The organism is Gluconacetobacter tumulicola (genome assembly GCF_014174215.1).
Taxonomy (GTDB): domain Bacteria; phylum Pseudomonadota; class Alphaproteobacteria; order Acetobacterales; family Acetobacteraceae; genus Gluconacetobacter; species Gluconacetobacter tumulicola.
In genome coordinates, this window is the sequence record NZ_JABEQL010000005.1 from 69,758 (window position 1) to 91,143 (window position 21,386).

The following is a 21,386-nucleotide window of genomic DNA, read 5'->3' on the forward strand; positions in this document are numbered from 1 at the left end:
GCCTCGCTTACAGGATGCCGGTGGCTTCGGTGAGCAGCCAGATGCCGATCACGAGCAGGACGGCGCCGATGGCGACCGTGAGGCCGAACTGGCCCCACGTCTTGCGGCCGGTGTGGATTTCCGCGTAGGTCCCGTAGGCGTGGTAGCAGACGCCGATGAACATCGACGCCACGACCAGGAGGGCAACGAGCATGATGATGTCGTAGCCGTAGTTCCTGATCGTTTCCATGATGCCGTTGCCCGTGCCGCGGGTCGGGTTCTCCAACTGCGGCAGACCCTGCGCGAACGACAGCGCAGGCAGCGCAGCGGCGCCCAGGGCCACGGCGGCGCGCTGGGCAAGACGGGAAGTGAGGATGCGGTTTTGCATGGTCATGCCTTTCAGGTCAGGAGAGGAGGAAGAAAGTCAGGACGAGGTACATCGCGACGAATCGGATGCAGACGCCGAGGAACTGGCGTTGGTTGAGGCGGCTCTCGGACCACCCCACGTAGGCCGTTCGCATGGCCCAGACGCCCCAGACGAGCAGGACCGCGAACACGACGCCGACCAGGACGGTCGCCATCGCTGAAGGTGCGATGCCGCTGTTGGCTTGAAATGCCGAGACCTGGGCGCCGTTCATGGCTTGCCCTCCGCGGTCGTCGGCGGTGATGGCGGGACGACCCGCTCCGTGCGGTAGTCGCCGGTCAATTCGGACGGGTAGCGCGGCTGGGCGCGCGACGGTGTGAGATGGGCCTGGATGCCGGCGCGCACGCGCGCCAGGTCAGCCAGCAGCCTCGGGTAGTCGAAGTGGTAGCGCTCGCCCGGCTGGATGGGGGCATGCGCGGCGCTGTCGGCGACCGTGCGCTCCAGCGCGTCGAGTTGGCGCAGCGCTGCGACCAGCTCCTGACGCTGCGCTGGGGACTCGGCCAACGCCATCGAGGACTGGCCCAACACAAGGACCGTCACGAGAAAAGTGGGCACGCCGCGATGCGCGGCGCGCAGCCAGATCGGAGCCAACATCGCGCCATTCCTGTGTGATCAGCAATGGCTAGATCGTGGAGATCAGCGCTGTTTCAGGCCGCAAACAATAGGAACCTGCGGATGACCGGATTGATCGGCTAGAGGTACTTCTTGAAGCTGCCCGCAGTCAGGCTCACGGCCAGTCCCAGCAAGGCGGCGCTCGGCAACAGGATCAGCAATGGATGCACCGAGATCGGCAGTGCCAGGTACGTGATCCACGGCAGCACGGCCAGGGGCATAAGGCTGGCTTTCGCGCGGTGGTAGATGAACCCGGATTCGCGGCCCGCGCCGAACCTGCGCACGTCGCGTCGCACCAGACCATCAATCAGACCGACGAAAGCGGCCGTGAAGATCAGCGGCAGCGTGAGCACCAGGACCAGCAGGCGCACTAGGAAGGTCAGCGTCGTGAAGGCCGCGGCGATCAGGTAGCTCTCGGCCCAGACATAGACTTGGCTGATGTAGTAGCGGAAGTTGCGCGCCTGCTCGTGGCTGGGCGCGCGGACGCGCTCGGCGGTCTGGCTCATGCGCGCCAGCAGCCCGGAGCGAACAAACACCCATTCGTAGCCTGTATCCACCAACTCGTGCGCTGTGCGCCCCGGCTCCTGCACGACCACGCTGCGCGTGAAGTGGCTGGACAGGTGTCCAAGCTCGTACTGCAACATCTGCTGGGAATGGCGCCAGCCCTGGTCCTTCCAGAACAGGTGCATGCCGACGCACTCCACCACGATCGAGAACAGCAGCGAGCCGATCAGCACTCCAAGCAAGCGAAACGGCAAGGTGACGGTGCCGACGATCAGGCCCTGGCGCTGGTTCTGCTCCCGCTGCGCGGTCGATGCGGCGTCCTTCATGGCGCGGCCTCGTCGGCATTGTGGTCGGTGGCGGTGGCCACCGCAGCAGACTCGGCTGGAGCCGCATCATCCAGCAGGTCATCGGGCAAGGCCGCATTCTGCAAGGTCGGGGAACTGGTGAACTCCCACCACTGCGTAGCCTCGCTGTAGCTCTGGCGCATGTACCCCGCCAGTTGTTGCAGGTCCGCCGGCATCACTTCATCCGGGTCTGGTATCGGCAGCGGCATGCGAACCTTCCAAAGCTGGCCGCCCTGCAGCAGCGCGAAGCACTGGCCTTTGGGCAGGCCGACTACGTGCGATGGCTCGATCATCGGCACGCTGGACATGCTGATGCGGTCCTGGGTGTTCGACGTGAAATCCGTCGCGCCGCGGATGTCCGAACTGTCGGTTGCCCCTGAGACGATGGTAGTGGTATAGACCTCGACCTTCGGCAACTGCCGCGTCAGCAGTTCGGCGGTGGCCGTCTCGCGCACGCGCAGCATGAACAGGTTGTTGAAGTTGCCGATCACCTGGCCAGCTTTCGCGCGGTTGCCGATGCGGGCCTCGATGTCCGAGAGGGTCTGCGTGTACGCGGTGACTTGCAGCCCGGCGCCGCCGCCTTTGTTGATAAGCGGCACGAATTCGTCACCCATGAGTTCATTGAATTCGTCCGCATGGACGTTGATCGGCACGCGCGCGCCAGCAGAGGCGTCCGGCAGGCCATCGTCGATCCCGTGCTTGTAGATATGGCCCGCCACCGAAACCAGGTCGGAGAACATGGAGTTCCCGACCGCTGCGGCAACCTCGGCGTCGGACAGCGCGTCCAGTCCCACATAGACGATGGCGCGCTTCCTGATGACTTGCATCCAATCGAAGATCGGGCGCGGGTCGGCCAGGTCGGAATAGTTCGGTGCCAGGAGCTGCGCGATCTTGCCGCTGGTGAGCTTTTCCAACAACGGCAGCAATGACGCGACGATCTTGTCGAAGTAGGTCTTGTCGTACCGAACTGCCGAGCGCAGTCCGTCGAGCACCGGGTCGTAGTTGCGCGCCTGGGAGAGATACTGCTCCAGCGCAACCACGCGCTTCTCGCGCCCGATCATGTTGCGCGGAATGTTCTTCTCGTTGAGCTTGGCCTCGATCTGGACGATCACCTCCCAGGCCTTGGGCTCGGTCTTGGCGAAGTAGTGCTGGGCGTACTCGATAAACAGCGCGTCGATGTTGATGACGTGCCGCTGGATCAGCATGTAGTCCGGGCGCTGTCCCAGTTCCACTAGGGCACGGGCAATGATGTTGACGAAGCGCCACGCGAACTCCCTGAAGGCCGCGCTATTGCCTTCACCGGAGAGTTGCCCTGCGATGCGGGTGGCGACTTCCGAGATGCGACCGAATCGGCCCACCGCGTTGTAGCGGGCGCTGATCTCCGGCCAGCCCAAGTGGAAGATGTAAAACTCGCCTTCACGGCCCGCGCGCTTGGCCTCGACATACATGCGCTTCAAGAGGTCCGCATCCCCTTTGGGGTCGATGACGATCACGACTTCGTGCTCGCCGGCAGCGCTCTTGCGGCGGATGTCCTGGGTCACGAACAACTCGGCCAGTCGCGTCTTGCCCACGCGCGTGGTGCCCAGCACCAGCGAGTGCCCGACACGCTCGCCGAGCGGTAGGCTGACGTCCACCTCGTCCGGTTCGATGCCGTGCAGGCGTGGCAGGCCGCCCACAGGCGGAAGCGGACGCACCGGGTTGAAAGGCACATCCCAGCCCGTGAGCGCGGACAGCCGGGATAGCGGGAACGGCGCGAACTCCAGCCGCTCCTCCAGTCGCCGTGCCAGCCGGTAGGCAGGCGTCGGCTCGACGTATCGGCGGAACTCCGGCCGGTACGTCTGCATCAGCCTATGGGTGTGTTTTTGTTCCCACAGGAACCCGCGCCCGATGAAAAGCCGCTGCTGGCTGACGGGCACGTCCTTGCTCGTCATCACGTAGCGCGACAGGCGGCGGATGTTGCGTCGGTAGCGAAGGATCACGCGGGCATCGCGGTAGCGGATCGCGCCATAGGCGCCGAACGCCAAGGCGCTGCCGACGCCCATGGCCGGGCTCAGCGCGAGCGACCATGGGGCCACTAGGGACAGAAACGCGGCGCCTGCACACGCTGCGACGGTGTATAGCTCCACCGCTGGGCGTAGCAGAACCTCGACCGGCTGTTTCCCCGACATGGCTTCATTGCTCGATGCCGGTGGCCGTGATCAGCGCCGGGTAGTGCCGCAGGCCCAGGCGATCGGCCAGGTCGTCTCCGGCTACGGGCGCGAGTGGCACGCCCGGCACCAGGGCACGCAGCCGTGCCAGGCCCTGCGCGGTCTCGACGTTGACCACCAAGCCGACCGCGCCGCGTTCGCGCAAAGCAACGCTTCGGCGCTGCAACCAGGCCCGGGAGGCGTCGTCGTCGCCGATGACCACGAACGGCCGCAGGCCGGGCGCTTCGATCACGCGCCGCGCGACGGTGCCGGGCGTGAGCTTGGCGCTGCGCACCGGCAGCATCGCTGCCTCGTCCGCGGGTGTGGCGGGAACCTGTGGTGTCGGAATGGGCGGCCGGGCCGGGACATCGGCGCGCGGCTGGAGGTTGAGGGCCTCGTAGTACGGCAGCGCCGACGTGCCACCGCGATCTTCGACCACGATCAGCGGACCGCCGGCACGCGATGCCAGCGGCAGACCTGCCAGCAGCACAAGCAGGCCCCGCAGGGCCAGATGGGATTTCGTCATGGGGAAGTCTCCTGGCGCGCGGCGAACACCGCGGCGTTTGGACGTGCGCCCTGCACACGCGCGAGATGGCGCGACACGCTGCGCCGGTAGCGGGCGGCGGGCTCGCCGCCCGCAGGACGGTGGTAGCGGCCGATCGCGAGCAGCCAGTCTTCGCCGGACGTGTGCTGCTCGTTCAGGATTTCAGCGGCGATGGCGAGGTTGCGATACGGGTCCAGCAGGTCACATGCGCTGGTGAAGCGGTGCTTGTGGTAGCCGAGGTTGATCTGGCCCAGGCCTGCATCGATGCGCGTGTGGGGCGTGGCGCGCATTGCCTGTTGCAAGCCCGAGCAGGCATCGGCGCGCGTGGCGAAGCGGCGCGACTGGCCGGCGACATTGAGGGACCACGGCCACGGGACGATGCGCCCGTTGCGTCGAACTCCGCTCTCCTGCAAGGCCACGGCGTAGAGCACGGTCGAGGGGATGCCCGCCCGCTGGGCGGCGAGCTGGTAGGCAGGTGGCGGAATCTCCTGGGCATGGACGGCGCAGGCGCACAGGCCGGTAGCGAGCACCAGTGCGCGCAAGAGCTGCGAGACGGAGGTGGCCGCTACGGCTGGCGCTGCCATTGGCCGTTCACCTCGCGCACAGCCGCGGGCAAGTCACCGGGCAGGCCCAGCGACAGCCAGCGGCCGCCGTCGTGGTTGAGGGTAATGCTGCCGCTGCGCACGCGCGCCGGGTCGATCTGCGCGCGCTTGGCCCAGTCGCGGATGCGTGCGTCGTCCTGGCGGCTGCCCACCATATACAGGTCGAACTCGGCACCCGAGGATTGCAGCCGCTGCACGAGCTGCCCACAGGCCGCGCAGCCGTCCTTGACGAACACCGCCACGCGACCGCTGCCGCGCGCGGTGCCGGTGCCCGGCCCGTCGTCGGGCAGGTTTACGCGCTGCATACCAGGGTTCAGGCGCTGCCAGGCTTCGTCGTAGGCACGTTGGTAGGCGAGCAGCTTCTCGACGCGGCGTGCCTCGACTTGCACCTGCAGCTCTGCATAGCGCCGCCGTTCTTCGTCGGTGCGTGCCTCGATGCCTAGGGCAGACAGCGGGTCCAGGTTGGGCGAGTAGATGCCCAGCGGCCCATCCATCAGCTCGCGGTAGCGCGCCCATTCCTGGGGTTGGAGGCCCCAGTTGCTTGCTACTCGGTCGTCCAGGACGCGGGCGGCCGTCGGGCGCTCCTGGCTCTGCGCATTGCGGGCGGGAGCTGTGGCTGGCTGCTGCGCCCACGCGGGCCACTGGACTGAAGCCAGCAGGAGTGCGGAAAGGATGATCGACGGCTTCATGTCGTGTGCTCCGATCAGGGAATCGCCACGCGACGGGTCTGGTCGCCGGCTTGGAACACCGCGGCGCTGCCATCGATTGCCTGCAAGCGCCATGGACCGACCGCATCACCGGGCAGCAGCACCTGAAGCTGGTCGGGCGTAAAGTTCCCACTGCTCGGCACGACGGACACGCTGAGCTGGCCGGCGCGCAGTTCGGCGCCGACGATGCGGAACGGCAGTGGCGGCGGTTCAGGCTTGGCGGCGGGCTTGCTCGATGTGCGCGGCTGGGTGGGTGTTGCTGCACGCGCAGCGGTCTGGCGCGTCTTGATCTGCTCGATCTCCGCGCGCAGCGCCTGAAGGTCGTCGGCGGCTGCGTAGCTGCTCAATGTTTTCTCAACCAGGGAAGCGCGTGCTTCCAGGATTTGGCGGATGTCTTTGAGGTCCGCCGCCGTTGCGACAGGCGGACGCTGCTGGATGGTTCCGATGGTCTCAGCCAGGGCCACCGTCTGCGCTTCGAGGCGTTGCAAACGGGAGTCGAGCCGTTTCTCGTCGGCCTGGTCGCTCATCGCCTGGTAGCCGAGGGCCACGATGACGCTGAGACCGAGCAGCCAGAGCCAGAGCAGGCTTTGCACCACCACGGCGACAGCCGGGCGCCGCGAAGATTGGGGAGTGTTCATGGCTGACCGCCTGGAATGGAGGGCATCAGTGGGAAGGTCTGCACCGCATCGGCGGCGGCCGGTTCGGGCATTGGTTCGATGGCCATGCTGTCGCCGGGCCGCTCGAAGCAAATCTGTCGTGCGCGGTCATCCGCGTGCAGTTCCCAGGCCGGACCAGCCAGGGTGAGCAGCGCGTCGCGCAGAGTCATGGGACCGAGATGCAGGTGCGCCGCCGGCAGCGGCAGCGCATACAACTCGATCACGGCATGTGCCGTTTGACACAGGCTGTAGCCGCTGCGTTTGAGCACATGCCGCAGCCCATCGCCGACCGTGACGCGGGCATCCGCCGGCATCGAAACATCGATGGTCTGCAACAGCAGGTCGCGCTGCGCCGCCGTGGGGGCCAGCTCGACCAACGTGTAGCGCCCGTAGCGCACAACGGGGATGTACTCGGGCGCTTCGGGTTCGGGCGCGGTCGAGACTTCCTCGAAGGCATCGGGTGCGTGCGGCGCAGTCGTTGTCGCGCAGCCGCCAGCCAGTACCGACCAAAGCAGGCCGAGAAATCCCGTCAGCAGGCGGCGTTCGGGATGGTGAAACCAGGGTGGAGAGGGGCACATGGCGCGTCGTCCTGAAACATCGAGCCCTCACCATCGCCGCTCGGGTCACGAGCAGCAGCAAACAATGCGAACCAGGCAGCGCCCGATTTCCCGACAGCCTCACTCCAAAGAAAAAGGCCCCCGAAGGGGCCAGTGAAAGCGCAGATCGGACCCTGCCGAATCAATCCAGAGCCAGTTTCAAGCCGGGATCGACCTGTGCCAGTTGGGCATGCGCCCAGCAGCGCACGAGCTGGCCGTTCTCGCCGAGCGGCCGGTCCGCTACCGTCGCCGAGTACTCGTCGGTGTCGCTGGTGTCGTAGCAGACGACCTTGATCTCGCCGGTGTCGCAGCGGATCGAGTGGATCTGGCCGTCGGTCATATCGACCACGACGACCTGCGGGACAAGGCCCAGTTCGCGGGCGGCCGACAGGATGGAGCCATATTCGGCAGCATCGAGGCAGACGAACGGCCCTTCGTACCGGGCTTCTTCGGCCAGATCCTTGGCTTTGTAGTAGTGGGCGCCCTGATCGTATTCCTCCTGGGTGGTTCTGACCTTGAAGACCGGTATGTCGGGGGTGCCGGAAGCATCGACGCAGGCGACAGCGACTTGCATCTCGATCTCGCCGCCGTCGGCGGGTTCGATCGAAGGGGTGTTGGTGTTCATGGAAATCTCCTTGAAATGAAAATGCGTAGCCATGCCCGCGAAGAACACGGGCATGGCTACGAGGTAGGAACAACAAAAAGCCGGCGGCACTAGGCCGGCGATGGCGTGGGGATCAGGCGGCGACCAGTTGCCGGGCCAGTGCGACCTCGACGGAATCACCGTCCTGGTTGAGCACATCCAGCCCCGATTCGGGCACGTCGCCCGAGGTGGACTGCGAGACCATGATCTTCTTGGCCATCAGCTCTAGGCAGGTCATCTGCGAGGAACCGGCGTAGCCGAGGTAGATCACGCGCACGGACAGCTTCTGCCCGATGCGCCAGGAGCGGCGTGCCGCCTGCTGCAGCGAGTACACGTTGTAGCCCGACTGCATGAACACGATCGTCGGAAACTCCAACAGGTCCAGTCCCGTTTTAACCAGCTCGGGGTTGGTGATGAGCACATCGATGCCACGGTCCAGTTGCTCGGCGATCCAGTCCTCGCGGCGGCTGGCATCCACGCTTGCGCGCAGCACCGCCACTTTGAAGCCTTCCTGCTCCAACAACACCTTCAGGCGCGACGTGGTGTCGCGCGTGCCGGTATAGACCGTATAGGCCAGGACCTTGCGGCCCTGCGCCTTCTCCTCTTTGCAGATGTCGATAAGCTCGCGCTCCTTGGGACTGATCTCGAACTCGTTGAACTGAGCCGGGACGAACGCCAAGGTGTTGCGCGTGCGCGGATGCACCACGGTCTCCGACCGGAAGCAGCAATCTGGCCAGGCCAGCAGCACGTTGAGCACCACACCCAGCAAAGTCGTATCGCGTCGTGCAAGAGCCTGTTTCAGCTCCGCGGTCAGCCGACCCGCCAGATCGCGGTAGGCCGCGGCTTGCGCCGTGTCCATCGCGACTTCTCGGAACTCCTCGTCATACGGCGGCAGGACGTTGCCGCCGATGTCCTTGAGCTTGAGGAAGATCGTGAACGGCAGGATGCAGCGCAAGACGCCCTTGGGGCCGAAGCCCGGGGCCTTGACCGTGCGCACCGATACCTTGGTGCCCTTGGCCGTCTTGTGCGCCGTGCCGGTGCTCTCGGAGTAGATGTCCTTCAAGACTCCGTGATCGCGCATGAACGCCATCGCGGCCGAGGTCATGCTGCCGCTCGTGGTCGGGCGGTAGCCGTCTTCGATCATCCGCCCCGGAAGGGCTCGGAACAGCAGGTAGAACAGGTCGTCCCCGTAGCCGCCCATCAGCGTGCCAGTCAGCAGCAAGGTCTTGCGAGACTTCGCCGCCAGCACGCCCATGGCCTGGCCTTGGGCACTCCCGCCGTTCTTGTACTCGTGCGCCTCGTCGGCGATGAGCAGGTCGAACGTGCCTTGCGGCAGGTAGCGTTTGATGAACTCGGACGGCTGGTAGCCGCCTTCGCCAAAGCCGAACTCCATGTTGGCCATCGCCCGTTCCATGCGGGTGGCCTGACGGTCGGAAAACACCAGCTCGCCGTTGCCGTCCATGAGATTGATGAACTCATGGATGTTGTCGCCGAGCATCGAGGCCAGGAAGCCGTCTCCGAACTTCTGCATCAGCTTCTGCGCGGTGACTGCCCCGATGGTCGGGATGCGCTTCAAGGCTTTCAGCACGGCCGAGGACTGGTCGTTGCCGGACAGGCTGCGTGGGCGGATCAGCGTCCACAGGGGCGCTGCGCAATGGCTGCACTTCCTGCGGTACTCCTCGGCTTCGAGCGCGACCGGGTTGACCGGCTCGCCGTCGAGGTCGGTGATGACCGTGCCGCAGTCCGGGCAGGCCGCCACGTCGCCGTGGCGGGTGCGCCGCTGGGTGAAGACAGGCTTCCAGTGGAACCCCATCCGCATCCTGACGCGCCCCAGGACAAAGAACTCCTGGCCGGTCGGCTGCACACCCAACTGCTCGCGCAGCTTGATGAGCTTGACCAAGGTATCGGGGCCGTTGAGCACCCAGACCTTCGCGCCCGCTACTGTCTCCTGGATCTCGCGCCGCCACTTGTAAACAAGGTGCGGGGGCGAGAGAACCAAGGTCCGGCGGTAGCCTTCGGCGTTGAGCACAGCGGCCGTGGCGATGCCGACGGTCGTCTTGCCGCAGCCCATCTCGCCATTGACGATCGCGGCGCGCTCGCCACGGTCAATCAGCAGCTCGGCGGCGGCGTGGACGACTTCGGCCTGGGCCTGGAACAGCTTGCGCTTGAGGCTGGCGACGATGAGCTGGCGATGTGCTTGCGGTTGGCCGGTATAGACCGGCGGGTTGGCGCTGTTGAGGGCGTCGAGCAGTTCGTCGCCGAACTCGCCGACGAAATCCTGAAGGCTCAGGGTCAGAGGGGAAGATTCCGCGTCTAGCAGTTCGCCCTGTACGGGCGCGGCTTCAGCGGCATTGGTTTCGAGATCGAGGGACATGGTGATGCTCCAAAGAAAAAGGGGCATGCACCACCCCCAGCGGGGCAGTGGCATGCCCCGTGGTGGGAAGTAAATCGACGCGTGGCCGACGGTGGTTGAAGGTGCTGGCCTGGGTGGCCAGCGGCTGAACCGTGATCAGTCCTCGGACGGCAGAACGATGACGGTGGCGTGGCGCTCCGCGTCGGTAACGATGCGAATGGCCAGCCCCGGATGGATCACGTAGTGCGATGCCAGCGATGCGCCTGATTGAAGCGCGGTGCTGTTGGCCTGCCATTGCTGGACGTTGACGTCGCCCCAGTCGCCACGGGTGTGGCGCCTGAAGTACGGGATCGGGTCGAGGCGACCCGAGCGGACCAGGCGGTCAATGCCTTTGCTGAAGATAAGCGCCCCGATGGGGAACGCCAGGCTCTGACAGTAGGTTTCGATGCGATGTGATGCCATGGGCTCCTCCTTGATGAGTCATTGAGCCACGACACCCCTGCCGGAGTGAAGTGGCTCCGTCAGGAGAATGAGGATGACGATGTGGGGACGTCAGATCAGGTCCCGCTCTTCGGGAAGCTGGATCACCGTGGTCTCGTGGTCCTCGCTGGTCTTGACGATCAGCGCCAGGTCCGGCGTGATCCTGAACTGCGAGATCATCAGGTTGTCCTGTTGGATCGCCACGTCGTTGGCTTGGCGTGTGGCCTCATCGATCTCGCCCCAGTCCCCGCGCACATGGCGCTGGACATAGGCTAAGGGGTCGATCAGGCCTCTTCGGGCCAGCCAATGCACCTTCTCGCTCAACTTCAACGTACTCGGTGCGAACAACGGTTGCTTGCGCGGCGCCGGCCGCTTGAACGGATTGGGGAACATGGTGTTTCTCCTTCGATGTGGTACAGCAGGACGGCAGCGCGTCCGGTGGATCAGCGGATGGTCAGCACCTCGCCCCGTGTCGCGGAGCCAGGCGTCATGTCCCATGCGCGGATGACGGGCACAAACTTGTCGGTGAGGATGCGGGTCTCGGCGATGGAGCCGTCTTCGCGTTCGGTGAATTCCCGCTGGAGCGTCTTGTCCTTGTGGGTGTCACCTTTGACGACGAGCACGCGGCCCGTCTGGGAGCGCACAACGCCGGAGATCGCGCCCGCGGCCAAGGCCAGGGCGAGATGCCAGTGGGACAAGGCCCGCGCCGGTGGACGCAGCGACTGCTGCGCGGCCCCCAGGTGCGTGTCCAGCGACGGCCAGAGGCCTTGCAGCCTGCCAACCTCGTCGGCGAACTGCTCGGGCTCCATCGTCACGCGGAAGAAATGCTCCGGCTCGGCCGGACTGGCGGGGACGATGTACGGCAGGAACGGCCAATCGCTCGGCAGCTCCTCGGCTTCGACTTCGCCAAGCCCAACCTGCAGCAGCAGATTGCGCACGGCCTTGACGCCATCGGGGGCCTGCTCGCGCTGGCGCACCCTTCGGCCAAAGATCACCACCTGCTTGAACTGCGTTTCCACCGCTCGGTAGATCCGCAGATCGGTGTAGTGGCGTGTCAGCCAACCAACCAGCTCCGCGTCGAGCACGTAGCCGGGGACGATGAAGACCAGCACGCCGCCGTACTGCAGCAGCGACAGCGAACGCTGATAGAACAGCTTTTCGAGGCGGGCACGTCCCTGACCTTGATAGCCGATGTTGCCGTTGACGTCCTTGGACAGGTCGCCATACGGCGGGTTGAGCCAGAGCAGCCCGAAGGACTGTTTGGAGACCATCGTGTCCATCAGATCCGCGTGCAGGCAGTGATCGACCAGACCTCGGGCATGGCGTGCCCGCTCCGCGTCGAACTCGACGGCGAACGCCTTGGCCTGCTCGCGCCCGAGGGCATGGGCGGCTTCGGCGATTGCCACGCCTTCGCCGGCGCAGGGATCGAGGATGCACATCGGCCCGTCGCTGGGCATTAGTGCGTTGAGGGCTCTTTCGAGCGTGGGTTCGTCGGTCGGGTAGTACCCGTTCTTGGCGAAATTGCGGGCGAGCCGCGGGAACATGAGGGCCATGGAAGTCTCCTTGTTGGCGGGGATGAAACACGGAAGCACGCCAAGGCGTGCCTCCGTGGGTGGGTCAGGCCGCTACCACTTCCGGCGTCCAGATCTTGGCCGGGTATGGATAGGCGGTGAGCACGTCACTGCGGATCAGGGAACCCAGCGCCAAGGTCAGCGCCGGCACGTCGATGGCGAGCCGATGGCCTTCCAGCGGCCCGAGGGCGAACGGAAGGCGGGCCAGCATCTCGCGGCTTTGCAGCAGTTCCAGCACGGTCTCGCGCCAGTGGTCGAGCAGCGGCAACGGGCAGGTGTCCCGCACCAGCATCCACAGGCGGTCAAGCCGGTGGGCACTGTCGCGTGGCAGCAATGCCAATGCGCTGGCGTTGGCCTTGTCGGGCTTGACGCAGCGCCGGTCGAACAGCCACACGTTGGACAGCGAACCGAACAGCGTTCGCCGGTAAGCGCGGGTCATGCGCTTTTCCAGGCGATCGACGTTGCCGACGAACACCGGGACGCTGCCGCCCTGGTCGGTGATGATGTGGAACTGGTCCAGTCCCTGCTCGTCGCGCCCGAGGGTCAGGCGAGCAAGGAACTGCTGGACGGCGGTGTCGCGCGCCCAGATGGACAGGAAGATCAGGTTGCCCTGGTCATCGCCGACACAGGCGTCGGCCATCACGTCCGGGCATTCGTCGATGCGGTACAGCGTGGAAGAAGTGTTTGCGGGCATGGTGGTGTCCTCGGATGAACGGGAACAGCACCGCCCCCTGGGGCAAGTACTGCCCCAGTGGGAAGAAAATCGCTCAGTCCGGCTCGAACTGCCGGGTGTGCGGGTTGAAGTGAAGCGCCTCGTCCACCGCCGTGATCGGCGTGAAGCCGTCCAGGTAGATGTTGTTGAGGTACTGGTCGCGGTAGGTCAGTGCCTGCCGTGCCTGTTCCTCGGTGAGGCCGTTGCTGATGAAGTACTCCAGCATCTCCTCGTCGGAGGACACTTCGTCGTTGGACAAACTTCCTTCAACGAGTGCCAGCAGCGAGGGTGAGAGCGCAGCCAGGATCGGGTCCATGTTGGTTCCTCCTGGCTCAGGCCATCAGCGTCGCGGCGGGAGCAGTGACAGCCGTGGGTGTGCGTCGCCGTGCGTGGTAGGCGCGAACGCCTGCACGCCAGTCGGCGGACTGCTCCGGTGCGAGGTTCAGATAGGACAGCGGGCACGAGTAGTAGTACGGGTGCATGGACTCTTCCAGCGGCTTGTAGCCCCACTGGTTGCCGCTGCGTTCCAGCAGATCGCAGCGGATGTAGCGCAGGGACTGGCCCGGCGCGAGATCACGATGCACACCCTCGACCTTGGCGGTCGTTTCGACCACGGACCACAGCACGTTGCCGCGCAGTGCGTGAGCGATGACCTTCGCGCTGACGCGCTCGGTCTGCTGCGGTGCGATCAGTTCCGCGATCAGTTCAGACCGCGATTGGGGAGAGAAATACCAGCCCATGAGAGGCCTCCTGGAAAAAGTAGAGTCGGAGGCCGCCCGCAGGGGGAGAACCCCCGACGGGTGGTGAAAAGCCGATCAAGCGGCGATTACGTGTGCCGGACCTCAGTAGTCCGAATCGCAACCGGCCGGGCAATAACCCAGTTCGATTCCGTGCGAGCAATAGCCGTGTTCAGCGTTCCAGTCCTGGGCTTCCTGCCTTTCGGCCGGTGTCGCGTAGTCCCATTCCTGTGCGATCTGCAGCGCTTGTGCGCGTTGGTCTTCGGGCAGTCGAGCAACTTGCTCGTCGATCGCCGAACTGAAGCGTTCGACGTAGTAGTCGTGAGACAGTCCGCACCCCTTGGTGGCTTGTGCGGCTTCCGTCTCGCAGAGAGCCCGCCAAGCGGGTTCATCCAGAGCGGAGCGAGGGGAATCGCAAGCGATGGTGGACATGATGGAGACCTCCAAAAAGGAGCCGAGGCCTCCCCCGCATGGGGAAGGAACCCCGGCGGGTGGATGAAGGACACCGCGGATGCGGCGCCCATGGTCACGCAGGTTGCAGTTCGGCCTGGCGGCTCCACTCCTGCGTCTTGAAGTCCAGCGCGTAGCCCAGTTCGCCCAGGCGGGCGATCTGCGCGCGCAGGGCGCGGCGGTCGATGGTCGAATCCAGCTTCACGGACTCGCCCAGCGGCCACAACAGGCCGAACAGTGCGGCGTCGCCATCCTCGGTGCTGCCGGGGGCAGCAGCCGTAGCAGGCGGCGGCGCGTCCACGCCGAAGGGCGTGGTATCGATCAGCGGGTCCGCGGAGGCCTGCACGGGTGCAGATTTGGCGAACCTGGATGCCTTGGCGGCCTTGACCGGCGTTGCCGCAGGCGGCGGCCCTTGCTCTTCATCGAGCGGATCGACTTCCTGCGGGGCGAAGCTATGTGCTTCGGCCTTGCTCAGCTTGTCGATGCCGAAAAGTGTCATGCCGTCCAGGTTGGCGCGCATCTCGAAACGCATGCTGCCGTCGCTGATCGGATAGCCTTTGAGGAAGATGTAGCGGAGGACGAATTCCCCTTGGTACTTGCCCTCGGGGTACTGCTCCAGTTCGGCATCTTTTATCGTGAACTTGCCGAGTTGGCATTCGAGCTTGCCAACGTTGAACTTTCCGTTGCGGCCGTGAATGGTGCGCAGCGCGAGCTGGCCCGGGACGATGATGGGCGTGGCCGATTTCTCGGGTGCCGATGTGACTGCCATGATGCTTCTCCTTGAGAAATAGGAAAAAGGCAAGGCCCCGTGAGGGGCCATGCCGGATCAGAACGAAGCAGCCAATGCTGGCTCCTGCTCCTCGACTTCACCTGCGGGCTCGCGCTCGGCGGACTCGGCAGGCTGCTCGGCAGCGGTGTCGGCAGCGTCCTCGGCTTCGGGCGCGGATGCGTCCTGGGCCTGCGGTGCCTCGGCTTGCGCCTGGCTCGTGGGATAGACCTGGGTGCCATCGATCTTGATCAGACCGATGTGGACCAGCGTCGATTCCAGACTCGCGGCCGGTTCCCCGGCGTGCTCCCCCTTGGTGCGGATGTACGGATCGATCTTCATGTCGTTCAGACGGAAGGCGACCAGCACTTTGCGATCCGCTTCGATGGCCTGCACGCACCGGCGAACCAGGTGCTCGGCTTCAGGGGTGGCGACGATCGTGTCGAAATACCGATACTCCGGTTCATCGACAGGGCCGGTCAGCGCTGCGATGCAGCACGACAGGAAGGGATCACCGTCTTTGGGAGTGACGTCCTTCGGGCGGCTGAGGTAGCCGATGCCGCGGGTGATCAGCTCGTGCTGCTTGATCGAGGCCAGTTCGGCCCGGTCAATCAGTTCGGTCTTGAGCAGCCGGGCCTTGAGAGACCCGCCTACTTCGCCCTTGCGTTCACCCTTGTCGCGGATGAAGGGATCGGCGCGCAGATCGCCAGTGCGGAAGCGCACCAGTGGGCGCTGCTTGGGATCGTCAACGCCGATGTAGCGCTGGACGAGCTTCTTGGCCTCGGCACCCGAGACTTTGACGTCGAAGTAGCGGTAGCTGGGGTCCCTGGCAGGGCCGACCAGCGCGGCGATGGTGCATGCCAGGAAAGGCTGCGCTCGGCGGCCGCCCCTGACGGGCACTTCACGGACACGCTGGATGTAGCCGATGCCCGAAGTGTGGAGGTCGAAATACGATTTCTCGTTTGAAGTGGTGTTCATGGTGAATCTCCATAGGGATGAAGCGGAGACACACCAGCCCACGCATGCGGGGAGAGGTGCGTAACCCCGCGGTGGGTTGATAAGGCGAAAGCATCCGCCACCAGAGACTGGTGGCCGCTCGCGGAGGGATGCTGTGCGAGCTGGCACGGTCACGCAGTGGGAACTGCGCTGCAACCTCGAAGACCGATGGTTGCCTGGCATGTCGCTGACGACGTCAGCAGGCATGGGGTCAGCATGGCCGGGCCTCGCGCGTGCGACAGCAATCAATCGGCATCCGGGCGCTTCCCATTTTTTCCAGGCTGCCCAGTACCGCCCAAAAAGAAGCCCCCAAAATGGGGGCTTCAAAGGGTATGCGGACATTTTTGACTACGCCGATTCCACCGCCGCCAGTGACAGATGCGTAGCGGTGGCGGACAGCTCCAGATCATCTGAGCTTTGCAGAATGCGAGTGAAAACGCTGTCTTTCGGGTCGAAGAACTCGCCGAAGTCGTCGCCTCCAAGTTCGGCGCGTGCCAGTTCCCACCAGTCATCGAACGGGTCGGTATCCGGGTTGCAGCCGACGGCATAGGCCAGCAGCTTCACGCGGCCATCGGGGCGGCGCTCTCCGCGCTCGGCGAGGAAGTACACGCCCTGGTCTTTGGCCAGGACGACGCGGCATTGGTTGGCGATGGCCTCGGCAAGCACGGGGCGCAGGTCGGAGCCTCTGAATCGCAGTGACATGGTTGAAATCTCCTGTATGGATGAAGAAAAAGCCCTCCACCCAAACGGATGGAAGGCTTGTGGGGCAGTCGCCGGTAGGCTATGGACTGGTCAGTCGTGCCGCTGGGCTTCCTGTCTGGCATGTCAGGCTGGAACCGCCTGACGTCGCCGAGGAGCTTTGGCGTCGATCACGCTGACGTCGATCAGGCGCCAGCTCCCGTCGTCGATGAGCCGCTCTAGCACGTCACCGAGCATGTCGAAATACACCTCGTCGTGCCGATCGATCAATTCACCGTCGCGATGCAGCTCCACCACGTAGGTGTCGCCGCCACGGTCGTAGAGGATCGTCACCTGACCCTCGAACTTGGTGGTTGAAACCGTGAAGCTGATCGCCGGCGGGGTCTCGATGATCTTGGAGGGCTTGGGATCGACCCAGACGAAGTCGCGGGCACCTGCATCGACCAGCATGTGGGTGATGCACCGGAACCCGTCGGGCGCGGGCATCTCCTCCAACTGCTCGATGAGTTGGCCCAGTTCCATGCACTGCGGCTCGGGAATGGGCAGCTTGGCGGGCGCTTTGCCGAGGATATGCCTCGTGATGGTGTAAGGCGTGCCATCCGAAGTCTTCTCGGTGACGACTTCCGGGGTGTCCGCGCGCAGGCCGTCGAAACGGCGCCGTGCGTAGGGCTGGACATGCACCTTGGCGCCCTCGCTGGGAACGGTGGTGACCAGGCTGGGGTCGAGCACCGCGAACTCGCTGGGCTTGAGCTTGACGACGATGGCATCGTCATTCGCCGCGACCACCTTGCCGTCGAAGGGTTGGGGATCGATGGCGAAGCCCAGCGTCGAGGATTGCGGCTGATCATCGAACACGCGGTACTTGAACGACCGCACGTTGCGGGGCACATGGCCTGCGACAAGCGAAGGCATCAGGGTCTTGATGAGAGAGCGATCCATGGGAATCTCCTTGAGAAAGAACAAGGGATTCCCCGTCCACAAGGGAGAGGTCCCTTGTGGGTGGATGGACGCTGTACGTCCGTAGGAAGAATCGACCAGCACGGTGTCCCGCACTTGCAGCCTTGAAGGCCTCGGCTGCCAGGGCATGTGTCGGCAACGCCGACGAACATGGAGCAAGGATGGCTCTGAAATGGGCGGCCTGCCCGCAAGAAATCGCACAGCGTCGCACCCGCTTTCCAGTGCTTCGGACAAGAAAAAGCCCCTCGAAAGGGGCTTGGTTGGGTCAGGCTTCGTACACGAAGTAGTGTTCTCGCTGACGTGGGAAGAAGACATGTTTCCATGTATCGCCGCTGGTGTTGCCACCGTCGAAGACGACCATTTCGTAGTCGTCAATGTCGGTGTCCACCAGTTCGGCGCTGGCGACATGGCGCATGTGCAGCGTGCCGCTCATGCGCTTGAATACCAGGATCTGGCCGATGGCGTCGTCCTGGCCCATGGCATTGACGCAGGAACCGAGCTGGTACTCGAAGTCGGACGTGCTAGGGATGAGGTCGGGTAACATGAGGTTGCTCCTATGAAAATGAACCAGCCCGGCTCCGGGAGGGAGACGGGCTGGTATGGGGAGAACAAAGAGGAAGGATGTTGTGTCGCGTGGCTGCTAGGACTCGGCCAACGGCAGGCCCAACAGCACGGGTGCGTCGGCGTCGAGAATCAGGATGCGCACATCGGCTTGGCCAGCCAGTTCAATGACGTTCGCCAGGTCATCCGGCATACCCTTGCTTCGGTGCTCCTGGCGAAGCTGCTCCGCACTGATCCCCTCGACGTGCTCCAGGTTCTTGTCCGTCCAGGGGGTGGAGATCAGCTTGATGCCGATCGCCGGGCTGTAAGGAACCCGAAACGCGATGAACAGGAATGCCTCCGGCGTGGCGAGGTCTGCCAGGTTGGCGAGGTATTGGCCGGTTTCCTCGCTTATGTGTGCACTGCTGATTTCCCAGCACCGGCTGTAGTAGCCGGTCTCGAAACTCAGGCGCTGCACGACTTCCCGTGCAGCTTCAGCCGAATAGGTGTCGCCGACGTGGACGGGGCGGCCGTCGAAGTCATCGCCATGGATGGCATAGACCACGGCGCCGATTACGCCTTCGCCGCTGACACCTTCACCGGCATCGCATTCGGCCAGCACCTCGGCACTCACGGGTTCGGGACCATTCCTGACCACGGCGAAATCGCTTGTGACGATGCACGAGGATGAAATCAGCTCCTCGTCGGAAAAGTGCTGTTGGCTGGCGTGGATGATTCGCCAGACATGCGGGCTTCCGTCGTCGTAGCCGATGCACAGCGTGCGGACGATTTTCAGATTCCAGTAGCCGCGGAGAAAGGGATTGGGTTTCAGGGACATGGGAACTCTCCAGAATTGAATAATGGAGCCAATCCCCGCCACCGGGAATTGGACCCGGTGGGTTGAAAGTGGAAAATGCGTCAGTCGGCGCTGATCGTTGGCGTCTGGGCCAGCCGTTCGGCGATGCGATGGCGCACATTCAGGCGGAAATGCTCGTCGGTGATGCCGGCAAGCAGGTTGGCGGCCTCCAGCGCGATCAATGCCGAGGCCTCTTCGATGTCGGTGGCCACGATGGTCTTGCGCAGTTGGTCGCCGAGTTGGAGTGCCTGCGAGGACGTTCTGAAGACCTGGGCCTCGCGGCTCAGGTAGCAGCCGTTGCCGCCGAACTCGAACAGCCTCGGTTTGCTGCAATGCCAGCAACCCTCGAACTGGATGGCGGTCAGGTGATGACCGTCATCGAGGCAGGAGGCGATCAGAAACAAGGCTTCCAGGTCGGCGCTGTCCTCGAACTGGTGGTGCTCGATGAGGTTCTCCAGCTCTCCGTCCTGGTCAGCACCGAAGTGCGCGGCCAGCCGTTCAAGCAGAGGTGGAATCGACAGTTCTTCGTCGTCGGGCATGGGGATGCCGAGTTGTGTGGCCAGGTCTTCCAGGCCATCCAGCACATCCGTCCAGCGCGGGTCATTGGTCTCGGCGATCTGGGCGATGTAAGCCTGCCCATTGCCGGGATGGTTTTCATCCAGCGCAAAGGCGCCGAACAGCGCCTTGATGACGGGAGTAACGCGGTCGAGCACGAGAACGCCCGTGCCTTCGTAGTAGTTGTTTGCCATGGTGGCTCCTTTCGGGGAAGTGAGCGGAGCCAGCCCGTGCGGACGATGGCATCCGCGGGAATAGCCCAAGGCCGTTGGCGCCGGGCGATGGGTAAGAAAAATTGAGGGACATGGCCTCATGGGCGCATGTCCCTCACGTGGGATCGAGAGGACAGTGGCGTGCCGGAGACCGGCTCACCAACCGCTGTAGTTCACCAGCAGGTCGGCGATGACCTTGCGGCGTTCCAGGTCGAGACCGTCGAAGTCCGACAGCCCGTCGAAGTGGCAGCGCTTGAGCATGGCGCCGCCCTCGCGCGCGTTGTAGAAGCTGACCATGGCGGACAGGAACATGCGTTCGCCGCTGCTCAGGACGCCGAGGGCATCGTTGAGCCGCAGCATGTCGGGACGCAGATCCCACTTGGTGTTGGCCTGGTTCAGACCTTCACGGGTGCCGTCGCCGAACCATTCGGGGCCAGCGATCTCGACACCGCGCTTCCAGGCCTCGAAGAAGGCTTGGGGCGCGGCAGCGAAATGCTGCTCTTCCCGCATGATCTGATCGACGACTTCCTGTGGCAGAAGTTGATTCATGACGTGATTCCTCCAGTTGGATCAGGGAATGGCGAGCTGGGACCAGCCGCCTCTTTCGAGGGCGCGTTGAGCCGCGGCATAGCTGCGGAAGTACTCGCGGGATTCCCGCGAAACAGGACCTTCGGTATCGCGCGTGCCGATGTAGTGGCCGGCGGCGCTTTGCAGGACTTCGAGCGGCAGGAACTTGCCGCAGTAGGTCGAGGCCAATTGGCCGAAATAGGCTTGCTGGGACATGGACGGGCTCCTTGGAAAAGCGGGGCCTTGTCCCTCACGGGATGGAAGCTCCCGCACGCGGTTGATAAAAAGCATCAGCGTCACAAGGACGCTCATCCGCAGAATTGATGCGATGCGGACTGGTGGGTGACGCGGGAGAGACCCGCGGCAGCCTGGAACCCTGGCTGCTGGCATGTGCTGACGAATCAGCGAACATGCCGGCAGCTTCCTGCGAGGGCCATGCAGCGTCAGTTGGAAAACGGCATCCGACCCAGCCCCGATTGATGTGCGCAGAAAAGAAAAGCCCCGCATCGAGTGCGGGGCTGTCAGGAGGGTGCGTTGACGCTGGCTCAGTTGGGCTTGTCGCCCAGGACATGCTGCTTCCACAGGACGAATGCCTCGTCCGGTTCCAGCTCGGCGAGGATGACGATGGGCTGGTCCTGCCGGGCGCGCAACGCAGCGAAATACGTCTTGCGGTCGGCGATGGCTTTGAGCTTGATGCCCTTGAGAAACTTCAGCTTGCCGTCCTTCACGAACAGCACCCTGTTGCCGACATCTCGATTGAACGCGGTTCGCACCTTACGCTCCGCGCGCATAACGGCGGCCAGCTCATCGACCAGGAAGTCGAGCGTCATGTCGATGTAATGGGGGTCTTCACCCTCTTGGCCGAGATCGAGAGGCGCAGGCGGCAGTTCCTTGGCGAAGGCTTCGGCCTGAGCCAGCAGCGTCGTCTTGCCGTTGAGCGCGCGGAGGAATGTCGAGCCGCCATGCCCGTCGTTGCGGGCCTCGGCGATGGGAGTGCCGTCGAACACGACGGTCGCGGTGAAGCACAGCGTTTCCTCGCTGGCGAAGTCGGCGACCTTGAGGTTCTTCAGCATGATGCGGTCTTGCTTGGTGATGGTGTCCATGGAAAGTCCTGAAATCGACCGGGTGGCGACATGCC

The 21,386-nt window shown here is 64.4% G+C and carries 29 protein-coding genes; all 29 read right to left on the reverse strand.

Annotation, left to right across the window (positions count from 1 at the left end; all coding sequences use genetic code 11):
* Positions 1–7: 7 nt before the first annotated feature.
* Entirely contained in the window at positions 8–367 is a 360-nt protein-coding gene (locus tag HLH29_RS05170; RefSeq protein ID WP_012248080.1) for a TIGR03745 family integrating conjugative element membrane protein, read from the reverse strand.
* Between the two features lie 16 nt (positions 368–383).
* The gene (locus tag HLH29_RS05175; protein WP_009459672.1) at positions 384–617 is read right to left on the reverse strand and encodes a TIGR03758 family integrating conjugative element protein; all 234 of its coding nucleotides are present in this window, start codon (positions 615–617) and stop codon (positions 384–386) included.
* Positions 614–997, reverse strand: a complete 384-nt coding sequence (locus tag HLH29_RS05180; RefSeq protein WP_182964922.1) for an integrative conjugative element protein, RAQPRD family — start codon at positions 995–997, stop codon at positions 614–616. The genes HLH29_RS05175 and HLH29_RS05180 overlap by 4 nt, the downstream gene beginning before the upstream one ends.
* Before the next feature lie 98 nt (positions 998–1,095).
* Positions 1,096–1,845 (reverse strand): TIGR03747 family integrating conjugative element membrane protein, encoded by a 750-nt coding sequence (locus HLH29_RS05185; RefSeq protein ID WP_023093439.1) that lies wholly within the window; start codon positions 1,843–1,845, stop codon positions 1,096–1,098.
* On the reverse strand, positions 1,842–4,031 hold the full coding sequence (gene traD, locus HLH29_RS05190) for a type IV conjugative transfer system coupling protein TraD (RefSeq protein ID WP_023093440.1): 2,190 nt from the start codon (positions 4,029–4,031) through the stop codon (positions 1,842–1,844). Before traD ends, HLH29_RS05185 begins: the two co-directional genes overlap by 4 nt.
* Positions 4,032–4,035: 4 nt before the next feature.
* Positions 4,036–4,575 carry an integrating conjugative element protein gene (locus HLH29_RS05195; RefSeq protein WP_057380501.1) on the reverse strand — a complete coding sequence of 180 codons (540 nt, stop codon included), beginning with the start codon at positions 4,573–4,575 and terminating at the stop codon, positions 4,036–4,038.
* Positions 4,572–5,177 (reverse strand): transglycosylase SLT domain-containing protein, encoded by a 606-nt coding sequence (locus tag HLH29_RS05200; RefSeq protein WP_057380502.1) that lies wholly within the window; start codon positions 5,175–5,177, stop codon positions 4,572–4,574. Before HLH29_RS05200 ends, HLH29_RS05195 begins: the two co-directional genes overlap by 4 nt.
* Entirely contained in the window at positions 5,159–5,884 is a 726-nt protein-coding gene (locus HLH29_RS05205) for a TIGR03759 family integrating conjugative element protein (RefSeq protein WP_057380503.1), read from the reverse strand. The genes HLH29_RS05200 and HLH29_RS05205 overlap by 19 nt, the downstream gene beginning before the upstream one ends.
* A 14-nt stretch (positions 5,885–5,898) precedes the next feature.
* Positions 5,899–6,540, reverse strand: a complete 642-nt coding sequence (locus tag HLH29_RS05210) for a hypothetical protein (RefSeq protein ID WP_057380504.1) — start codon at positions 6,538–6,540, stop codon at positions 5,899–5,901.
* Entirely contained in the window at positions 6,537–7,136 is a 600-nt protein-coding gene (pilL2, locus tag HLH29_RS05215; RefSeq protein ID WP_057380505.1) for a PFGI-1 class ICE element type IV pilus protein PilL2, read from the reverse strand. The genes HLH29_RS05210 and pilL2 overlap by 4 nt, the downstream gene beginning before the upstream one ends.
* Positions 7,137–7,296: 160 nt before the next feature.
* Complete coding sequence (locus tag HLH29_RS05220) at positions 7,297–7,779, reverse strand: hypothetical protein (RefSeq protein WP_182964923.1); 483 nt, start codon at positions 7,777–7,779, stop codon at positions 7,297–7,299.
* Positions 7,780–7,891: 112 nt separating this feature from the next.
* Complete coding sequence (locus HLH29_RS05225; RefSeq protein ID WP_057380507.1) at positions 7,892–10,171, reverse strand: helicase-related protein; 2,280 nt, start codon at positions 10,169–10,171, stop codon at positions 7,892–7,894.
* 135 nt (positions 10,172–10,306) lie between these two features.
* Positions 10,307–10,612, reverse strand: coding sequence for a hypothetical protein (locus HLH29_RS05230; protein ID WP_023093452.1), 306 nt, complete (start codon positions 10,610–10,612; stop codon positions 10,307–10,309).
* A gap of 90 nt (positions 10,613–10,702) precedes the next feature.
* Complete coding sequence (locus HLH29_RS05235) at positions 10,703–11,023, reverse strand: hypothetical protein (protein ID WP_057380508.1); 321 nt, start codon at positions 11,021–11,023, stop codon at positions 10,703–10,705.
* 50 nt (positions 11,024–11,073) lie between these two features.
* Positions 11,074–12,222 carry a DUF6094 domain-containing protein gene (locus tag HLH29_RS05240; protein ID WP_226144769.1) on the reverse strand — a complete coding sequence of 383 codons (1,149 nt, stop codon included), beginning with the start codon at positions 12,220–12,222 and terminating at the stop codon, positions 11,074–11,076.
* A 25-nt stretch (positions 12,223–12,247) separates the two neighbouring features.
* The gene (locus HLH29_RS05245; RefSeq protein ID WP_023093455.1) at positions 12,248–12,895 is read right to left on the reverse strand and encodes a hypothetical protein; all 648 of its coding nucleotides are present in this window, start codon (positions 12,893–12,895) and stop codon (positions 12,248–12,250) included.
* A 73-nt stretch (positions 12,896–12,968) separates the two neighbouring features.
* Positions 12,969–13,229: a hypothetical protein gene (locus tag HLH29_RS05250; RefSeq protein WP_003050326.1), complete on the reverse strand. Its 261-nt coding sequence runs from the start codon at positions 13,227–13,229 to the stop codon at positions 12,969–12,971.
* Positions 13,230–13,245: 16 nt separating this feature from the next.
* Positions 13,246–13,653 (reverse strand): hypothetical protein, encoded by a 408-nt coding sequence (locus HLH29_RS05255; RefSeq protein ID WP_057380510.1) that lies wholly within the window; start codon positions 13,651–13,653, stop codon positions 13,246–13,248.
* A gap of 102 nt (positions 13,654–13,755) precedes the next feature.
* Entirely contained in the window at positions 13,756–14,082 is a 327-nt protein-coding gene (locus HLH29_RS05260) for a hypothetical protein (RefSeq protein WP_023093457.1), read from the reverse strand.
* Positions 14,083–14,176: 94 nt separating this feature from the next.
* Positions 14,177–14,869 carry a DUF3275 family protein gene (locus tag HLH29_RS05265; RefSeq protein ID WP_057380511.1) on the reverse strand — a complete coding sequence of 231 codons (693 nt, stop codon included), beginning with the start codon at positions 14,867–14,869 and terminating at the stop codon, positions 14,177–14,179.
* 57 nt (positions 14,870–14,926) lie between these two features.
* On the reverse strand, positions 14,927–15,844 hold the full coding sequence (locus HLH29_RS05270) for a DUF3577 domain-containing protein (protein WP_023093459.1): 918 nt from the start codon (positions 15,842–15,844) through the stop codon (positions 14,927–14,929).
* A gap of 366 nt (positions 15,845–16,210) precedes the next feature.
* Complete coding sequence (locus HLH29_RS05275) at positions 16,211–16,564, reverse strand: DUF3085 domain-containing protein (protein ID WP_182964924.1); 354 nt, start codon at positions 16,562–16,564, stop codon at positions 16,211–16,213.
* A 123-nt stretch (positions 16,565–16,687) separates the two neighbouring features.
* Positions 16,688–17,500, reverse strand: a complete 813-nt coding sequence (locus HLH29_RS05280) for a hypothetical protein (protein WP_057380512.1) — start codon at positions 17,498–17,500, stop codon at positions 16,688–16,690.
* A 283-nt stretch (positions 17,501–17,783) separates the two neighbouring features.
* Entirely contained in the window at positions 17,784–18,062 is a 279-nt protein-coding gene (locus HLH29_RS05285; protein ID WP_057380513.1) for a hypothetical protein, read from the reverse strand.
* 96 nt (positions 18,063–18,158) lie between these two features.
* On the reverse strand, positions 18,159–18,896 hold the full coding sequence (locus HLH29_RS05290; protein WP_057380514.1) for a DUF5983 family protein: 738 nt from the start codon (positions 18,894–18,896) through the stop codon (positions 18,159–18,161).
* Positions 18,897–18,976: 80 nt separating this feature from the next.
* The gene (locus HLH29_RS05295) at positions 18,977–19,663 is read right to left on the reverse strand and encodes a hypothetical protein (RefSeq protein WP_182964925.1); all 687 of its coding nucleotides are present in this window, start codon (positions 19,661–19,663) and stop codon (positions 18,977–18,979) included.
* A gap of 174 nt (positions 19,664–19,837) precedes the next feature.
* On the reverse strand, positions 19,838–20,230 hold the full coding sequence (locus HLH29_RS05300) for a hypothetical protein (RefSeq protein WP_057380516.1): 393 nt from the start codon (positions 20,228–20,230) through the stop codon (positions 19,838–19,840).
* Positions 20,231–20,251: 21 nt separating this feature from the next.
* Entirely contained in the window at positions 20,252–20,464 is a 213-nt protein-coding gene (locus HLH29_RS05305) for a hypothetical protein (RefSeq protein WP_057380517.1), read from the reverse strand.
* A gap of 329 nt (positions 20,465–20,793) precedes the next feature.
* Positions 20,794–21,351, reverse strand: coding sequence for a hypothetical protein (locus tag HLH29_RS05310; RefSeq protein WP_057380518.1), 558 nt, complete (start codon positions 21,349–21,351; stop codon positions 20,794–20,796).
* Positions 21,352–21,386: the final 35 nt, after the last annotated feature.